This window comes from Caloramator australicus RC3 (assembly GCF_000297115.1).
GTDB classification, from domain to species: Bacteria; Bacillota; Clostridia; order Clostridiales; family Caloramatoraceae; genus Caloramator; species Caloramator australicus.
Map to the genome: position 1 here is coordinate 21,243 of NZ_CAKP01000010.1, position 7,424 is coordinate 28,666.

Consider the following 7,424-nt stretch of genomic DNA (forward strand, 5'->3'; position numbering starts at 1 on the left):
CAAAACTAAAATTTTAAAAAATGTTAAGTTATTCCTATTTTGTTCAAAAAATAACTTTTAATTTTTAGTAAAAATTTCTTTTACTCTATTGACTAATAATGGGAATGCTGTTATTATTTAATTAGAAAGTGTCGAATATTGTTGATAGGAGGAGAAAAAATGAAATCAACAGGTGTTGTAAGAAAAGTAGACGAGCTTGGTAGAATAGTTATTCCAATCGAACTTAGAAGAACATTAGAAATAGGAGAAAAGGATGCCCTTGAAATCTATGTAGATGGAGAACATATTATACTAAAGAAATATCAACCAGCTTGCATCTTCTGCGGAGACGCAAGGGATGTTATAAACTACAAAGGCAAAAACATCTGTAAAAATTGTTTAGAAGAATTAAAAGCAGACAAGTAATCCCCTTTTATTTGGCATGCAGCAAGCCCCCCAAATATGCTGCATGCCTTTTTGATTATAAGTCAAGGACCCTTCTGTAAACCTCCGACTTTGATAATCCCATCTCCTTTGCCACCTTTTTTATTGCATCCATTTTAGGAAGCCCATCCTCCATATATAATTTAACCTGCTCTTCTATGGATATTTCCTTTAAACTTTCCTCTTGCCGTTTTTTAGCCTCTTCCTTTGAAAGCCCTTCTAATACAAGGACGAATTCACCAAGAGGCTTTTTTTCTTTAAATATTTCAATAGCTTCACTCAAAGTGCATCTTATTATTTCTTCATATTTTTTAGTAAGCTCCCTACAAATGGCAATTCTTCTGTCTCCAAAGGTTTTATAAAGATCCTCCAAAGTCCTTATTAATTTATGGGGTGCTTCATAAAAAATTATAGTCCTCTCCTCGTTTAAAAGGGCATTAAGTCTTTCTTTTCTCCCCTTTTTATCTACCGGCAAAAAGCCCTCAAATACAAACCTTGATGTATTAAGTCCAGACACCACAAGACCATAAACAAAGGCAGTTGGCCCAGGAATTAAGGAAACCTTTATATCCTTTTCAATTGCCATTTTGACAAGGGCCTCACCTGGATCAGATACTCCAGGCGTTCCTGCATCCGTAACAAGGGCCATATTTTCGCCTTCAAGAACTCTTTTTATAATCTTTTCTCCGCTTTCGTATTTGTTGTGTTCATGATAGCTTATAAGGGGCTTTTTTATGCCAAAATGGTTAAGCAGTTTCAGGGTCTGCCTTGTATCCTCCGCTGCTATAAAATCAACTTCCTTTAAAACTTCAAGAGCCCTTAGTGTAATATCGCCTAAATTCCCAATAGGAGTTGCAACAAGATAAATCTCCCCCGACATCTTTCGACCTCCTTTTTAAGTGCCTGGCACTTAAGATTTAAGATTTTATCCCGTAAATCTTTAAAATTTCTTCGGTGTAGTTTCCTTTATCATCATATACGTATAAGGGTGCCTCGATCTTTAAAAAATCTCCACCAGCTTTAACTGCTTCAATTAAAACCATCGTTGGTGGTTTGTTAAAACTTGGATGAACAAACCTTATCCTCTTTGGAGTAAACTTATTATTATGAAGGCTTAATATTATGTCCTTTAGCCTCTCAGGGCGGTGAATCATATAAAGTCTTCCATATCCCTTTAAAAGTCTTGATGCAGAAAAAATAACCTCATCAAGATTTACAAGTATCTCATGGCGGGATATCGCCTTTTTATCCTCCGGATTTGTAAGACCTGTTGATGATTTTTTATAAGGAGGATTTGTAACAACAACATCAAAGGAATTAACCCCAAGTGCATTAAAGCAGTCCTTAATATCCCCTTCAAATATTTCTATTTTATCTGAAAGATTATTTAACTCAACGCTTCTTCTTGCCATATCGGCAACTTCCCTTTGAATTTCAACCCCTATTATTTTGCTAGGCTTATATTTCCCATGCATTAAAAGAGGGATAATCCCTGTTCCTGTTCCAAGATCAACAACCCTCTCCTTATGCCTTGCCTTTGCAAAATCCGATAAAAGAACCGCATCTATACCAAAGCAGAACCAACTAGGGTTTTGAATTATCTTTAGGCCCTCAAGCTGTAAATCATCTATTCTTTCTCCATCCTTTAACATTCTATCACCTCAAGTGCCTGCCTCTTGACATTTTGACTTTTTGACATTTTCAAATTTTTCCATTAACTTAAATAACTTAATAATATTTTTTTAACATAAAAAGCCCCACCTGTAAAGTGGAGCCTAATTTTACTTATTCAATGTAGAATCTATTAAATCTTTTAGCGTTCCCTCATCCATGTATCCAACATGCTGGTTTATTATTTCAAAGTTTCTGTCGATTATAAAGGTGGTTGGAATACCTCGAACGCCATAGATATTAGCAACATTCCCATCAAAGTCCATAAGGGGAACTATGTTATAGGAATTAGCCTTTAAAAAGCTCTCTACTGTTTTGTTATCCTCTCCAATATCCACAAAAACAAACTCAACATCCTTACCCTTATATTCATCCACCATCTTTACAAACCCGGGAAGTTCTGCTTTGCATGGCGGGCACCATGTTGCAAAGAAGTTTAAAACTATTACCTTCCCCTTATAATCAGAGAGCTTTATAGTTTTGCCATTAAGGTTTTCAAGGGAAAAATCTGAGGCAAAGTTTCCCTCAGTTTTTATTGTATCTTCATTTGTAATGGTATTGTCTTCAGTCTGTTTTTGTGGTTTATATAGCTTAAAGCTAATTCCAATAGCAACTATAAGAATGATTATTATACTAATGAGAATGGTCTTTCTATTCATAATCACAACCTCCATAGAAAACTCGATAATCTTTCAAAGTATCCCGTAAAGAGCATAATGCCTGTTGTTATCATTATTATCCCCGCAACTATTTTAACATATTTTACTTTTTTCATTAATACACCAGTTTTTATATTAAACCTTTGAATTAAATAGGCCATAATTATAAAGGGAACTGCAATTCCTAAAGAATAAACTAAAAGCAAAACCATACCATATATAAGCGAACTTTTGCTGGCAGCAATGGCAAGGACTGATGCCAAAATTGGTCCTATACAGGGTGTCCATCCAAAGGCAAGACCCACGCCCAGCAAAAATCCCTTTAAAAATCCCTCTCCTTTAAAATTAAACTCAAATTTTCTTTCCATCATCAAAAAACTTGACTTAATTATATCTAGGTAAAAAAGTCCCATTATAATTATTAAAATTCCTAAGGTTTTATTAAATGCTTCCCTATGGGATAATAAAAATTTACCTATACCACTTGCAGTGGCGCCTAAAAGGACAAAAATTACAGTAAAACCTAATATAAAGGAGAAAGAATTTCTAAGTATCCTTCTTTCCTTAGCCTCCCCCGAAAGATAGGCAAGATATACAGGAAGCAAAGGCAAAAAACATGGGGATAAAAATGAAGCAACACCTTCTAAAAATACTATTCCAAATGTTATATCTCGCATTGTATTCCTCCTTCCCCCGGTGGGGTATATAAATATTGTAAAATAATTTTGTTAATTTTACAACCCCCTATTCCAAATATTATCTATTCTTATTTTGTTTAATTTATTGTATAATAAAATTAGACTGACATGGGCATATAATATAGCTTATATTAAAATATTGTATATAAAAATTAAGTGCCTATCACCTAAAGGAGGATTTTTATGAAAAAGGTCGCAATAGTATTCAACGGTGGAACCATATCTATGAAGGTTGACCCAAGGATAAAGGCAGCTGTCCCAACCCTTTCGGCAGAAGAAATCCTTGCTATGGTAACTGGAATTGAAGGTTATGCAGAGATTGAGCCCCATACCTTTTCAAATCTTCCAGGTCCCCATATGACTCCCGAAAAGATGCTTGAGCTTTCAAAGTTTATAAAAAATCTTTTAGATAGGGAGGATATTACAGGTGTTGTAGTAACCCATGGGACGGATTCACTAGAAGAGACAGCATACTTTTTAGATCTTACCTTAAACTCTGAAAAACCTGTTATTGTAACTGGTGCCATGAGAAATAGCTCTGAGCTTGGATACGATGGGCCACATAATCTTGCAGCCTCCATTTGCACGGCTATATCAGAGGAAGCTAAAGGAAGAGGAGTTTTAGTATGCTTTAACAGCGAGCTACTATTAGCAAGCGAAGTTACAAAGGCAAATTCCATGAGTTTAAACGCATTCCAATCACCAAATTTAGGACCAATAGGAATCGTAGACAGCAATAAAGTAATATTTTATAGAAATACAAAGAAAAGCCAATATATCGATATTGAAAATGTAAATGCAAAGGTTGAACTTATAAAGGCAGTAACAGGAATGGACTCCTCCTACATCGATTATTGTATTGAAAGGGGAATTGATGGGCTTGTAATAGAAGGCATGGGAAGGGGTAACGTCCCCCCACTAATGGTTGATGGAATAAAAAGAGCAATAGATAGAAACATCCCCGTAGTCGTAGTATCAAGGTGCTTCCAGGGAAGGGTTTTAGATTCTTATGGATATGTAGGTGGTGGAAAAAATTTAAGAAACATCGGAGTAATATTCGGTGATAACCTTCCCGGGCAAAAGGCACGAATTAAGCTAATAGTTGCACTTTCTAAAACTAGAAATTTAGAGGAAATTAAAAAAATATTTGAAATGGAACTTTATTAGGCTGTTTACAATTAAACAGCCTTTTTTATTTCCATTTTCTTCATGAATAGAAATATTCTATATCTTGCATAGAAAAAACGAATAACAAATCAAGAAATTCTTGTAAATTCAGAGCTTGTCCGTATTGTTAAAGTTATAACAATTTTTAGAATTTTATAAATTTTGAATTATTTTTATTGATATTATTCATTCCATATGTTAAAATTTTAATATCAAACTAAAGTAAAGAGGGGGTTTTTGAATGAATCTAGCACAATTTGTCGACTTCCTAAACGGTCTTGTATGGAGTAAGGCACTTATCTATCTTTGTCTTCTAGTTGGACTTTACTTCTCACTCAGAATGAGATTCTTCCAGGTAAGACATATCAAAGACATGGTTAAGTATCTTCTTGGCGGTCAAGACTCCGAAAGAGGTGTAACTTCCTTCCAAGCCTTTGCAATGGCAGTTGCAGGACGTGTTGGGACAGGTAATATAGCCGGTGTTGCAACGGCAATTGCAATGGGTGGTCCTGGTGCAGTTTTCTGGATGTGGGCTATCGCCTTCCTCGGTGCAGGTTCAGCTTACGTTGAATCGGTTCTTGCACAGATTTATAAGGAAGAAAGAGACGGACAATACAGAGGAGGCCCTGCATATTATATTGAAAAGGGACTTAAGATGAAATGGTATGCAGTTTTATTTGCTGCATCAACGGTTATAGCCTGTGGTCTATTACTGCCAGGTGTCCAAGCTTATAACATCGGTGAAAGTATAAATAACGCCTTTGGTATTAAGCCATATATAACTGGTATTGTTGTAATTACTCTTCTTGGACTTATTATATTCGGTGGTGTAAAGAGAATCGGTAAAGCTGCAGAAGTTATAGTTCCATTTATGGCTATTGGTTATATAATAGTTTCATTAATTATTGTAATCGTAAACATCAATCAGCTTCCAAGCGTTTTAGCTTTAATATTCAAAAATGCCTTTGGTCTTGATGCTGCCTTTGGTGGTCTTTTGGGTTCAGCTATATCTTGGGGAGTAAAAAGAGGTGTATACTCCAACGAAGCAGGTCAAGGAACAGGCCCTATGGCAGCTGCAGCTGCAGAAGTTTCACACCCTGCAAAACAAGGTTTAGTTCAAGCATTTTCAGTTTATGTTGATACCTTATTCGTATGTTCAGCAACTGCATTTATGATCCTTATAACTGGAAAATACAACGTTCATAAGCCAGGTGGCGGTTTCTTCGTTGAAAACTTACCAGGTGTTCAATACGGACCTGCCTTTACTCAAAAGGCCGTTGAGACTCTCTTCCCATCCTTTGGTGCAGCATTTGTTGCAATTGCTCTATTCTTCTTTGCCTTCACAACACTTATGGCATACTACTACTATTCAGAAACAAGCCTTGCATACCTTATAAACGATGAAAAGCTTAGAAAAACTTTGATCAATGTATTAAGAGTAGTTCTTTTAGCATCAGCCTTCTATGGAACTATAAGAACAGCATCCTTTGCTTGGGCCCTTGGTGACCTTGGTGTTGGTATAATGGCTTGGCTCAACATCATTGCAATAATAATACTCCAAAAGCCAGCCCTTGCAACATTAAAGGATTATGAAGAACAAAAGGCAAAGGGGCTTGATCCAGTATTTGAACCTGAAAAATGGGGCATTGAAGGTGCTGATATTTGGAAGGATATAAAGAAAAAATATGTAAAATAAAGGGTGAGTCCATCACCCTTTATTTTTATTCTTTTTTTGGTATAATTAACTTAAGGGGTGAGTTGCATGGGCGATAAAGCCAGAATATACGAATACGTATCCTATGAAGAATTTGAAAAAATACAAAATGAGAATCCAAATAAATTGGAATATGATAATGGTTATATATATCTTATGACTCCTGTTCACCCTAATCATGATAGAGTAAAAAATAAAATTGCAAGTGAACTAATAAAATTTTTAGGATTTGAATCCTGCGATGTTTTTACAAGCGACGTTGCAGTTGTATTCGAAAGTAACGAAGAAAAATATGAATTTCAACCCGATGTCATGGTTTGTTGTGACGACAAATTTCAAGGTTCAAAATACAAGGGAATACCAAAATTAATAATAGAGATTCTATCCTATGCCACTGAATACAGAGACAAAGGCCTAAAGTTGAAGATATATGAAAAATTCAACGTTCCTGAATATTGGATAGTCGACATAAGGGAAGAGCAAATTATAGTTTATAGCACAAATACAAACGGAAAATATTTATCTTCAAATATTTATACAAAAAATATGATTGTTAAATCATCATTAGGAATTAATATAAATGTTAACGATATATTCAGCGTTATAAAATAAACTGTTTTCTGGCACTATATATTGATATCATCAATATATCATAGTGTAAAATTATTGTAGGACGAAAAAAGACAAAAAATTTAAAAGAGACAACCCCTGTGATAAAATAAAAGTGAAAAAAAACACACAAACCAATAAGGGGGGTGTCTCTTTTGAATAATATTATACAACAACATTTAATAAATTTCACTACTAAATTAATAAAAAATGTTGAAGAAACTATATCAAAAGAATGGGATTTAACAAAACTTGTTGATGTAGTTAAAAAAATGACTGATGAATTAGGAGCAAACATAATAAAGGACTTTTTAGAAGAATTAGATAAAACGATTAAAGAAGATAGAAAAAAGGAAAAAGGGATGGGTAGTAGAAAGGAAAGACAAGAAAAAGATTGTAACAATGCTAGGCGAAATAGAATATGCAAGAACGTATTACAAATCTAAGAAGAATGGGGAATATAGATATTTACTTGATGAAATT

Annotated in this window: 9 protein-coding genes; 5 read left to right on the forward strand and 4 right to left on the reverse strand. The window is 34.6% G+C overall.

The genetic code is table 11. The features are described 5' to 3' along the window. Window positions 1–159: 159 nt before the first annotated feature. The gene (locus tag CAAU_RS01575; RefSeq protein WP_008907687.1) at window positions 160–405 is read left to right on the forward strand and encodes an AbrB/MazE/SpoVT family DNA-binding domain-containing protein; all 246 of its coding nucleotides are present in this window, start codon (window positions 160–162) and stop codon (window positions 403–405) included. Window positions 406–460: 55 nt separating this feature from the next. Here the strand turns inward: CAAU_RS01575 and rsmI are convergent, their stop codons facing one another. The 4 genes from rsmI to CAAU_RS01595 form a co-directional block, all read right to left on the reverse strand. Continuing rightward, window positions 461–1,303, reverse strand: coding sequence for a 16S rRNA (cytidine(1402)-2'-O)-methyltransferase (rsmI, locus tag CAAU_RS01580; RefSeq protein ID WP_008907688.1), 843 nt, complete (start codon window positions 1,301–1,303; stop codon window positions 461–463). Window positions 1,304–1,340: 37 nt separating this feature from the next. After that, on the reverse strand, window positions 1,341–2,075 hold the full coding sequence (locus tag CAAU_RS01585; RefSeq protein ID WP_008907689.1) for a tRNA1(Val) (adenine(37)-N6)-methyltransferase: 735 nt from the start codon (window positions 2,073–2,075) through the stop codon (window positions 1,341–1,343). Window positions 2,076–2,204: 129 nt separating this feature from the next. Next, window positions 2,205–2,753, reverse strand: a complete 549-nt coding sequence (locus tag CAAU_RS01590; RefSeq protein ID WP_008907690.1) for a TlpA family protein disulfide reductase — start codon at window positions 2,751–2,753, stop codon at window positions 2,205–2,207. A 2-nt stretch (window positions 2,754–2,755) separates the two neighbouring features. Continuing rightward, window positions 2,756–3,430 (reverse strand): cytochrome c biogenesis CcdA family protein, encoded by a 675-nt coding sequence (locus tag CAAU_RS01595; RefSeq protein WP_008907691.1) that lies wholly within the window; start codon window positions 3,428–3,430, stop codon window positions 2,756–2,758. Window positions 3,431–3,634: 204 nt separating this feature from the next. Here CAAU_RS01595 and CAAU_RS01600 point away from each other — a divergent pair, with 204 nt between their 5' ends. The 4 genes from CAAU_RS01600 to CAAU_RS15540 all read left to right on the forward strand — a co-directional run. Then, a complete protein-coding gene (locus CAAU_RS01600) occupies window positions 3,635–4,618 on the forward strand; it encodes an asparaginase (RefSeq protein WP_008907692.1) in 984 nt (327 codons plus the stop codon). 241 nt (window positions 4,619–4,859) lie between these two features. Continuing rightward, window positions 4,860–6,314: an alanine/glycine:cation symporter family protein gene (locus CAAU_RS01605; RefSeq protein ID WP_008907693.1), complete on the forward strand. Its 1,455-nt coding sequence runs from the start codon at window positions 4,860–4,862 to the stop codon at window positions 6,312–6,314. Window positions 6,315–6,380: 66 nt separating this feature from the next. After that, on the forward strand, window positions 6,381–6,944 hold the full coding sequence (locus CAAU_RS01610; protein ID WP_008907694.1) for a Uma2 family endonuclease: 564 nt from the start codon (window positions 6,381–6,383) through the stop codon (window positions 6,942–6,944). A 390-nt stretch (window positions 6,945–7,334) separates the two neighbouring features. After that, window positions 7,335–7,424, forward strand: a 90-nt coding sequence (locus CAAU_RS15540) for a UPF0236 family transposase-like protein (RefSeq protein ID WP_423219144.1), incomplete at its 3' end; no start/stop codon positions are given.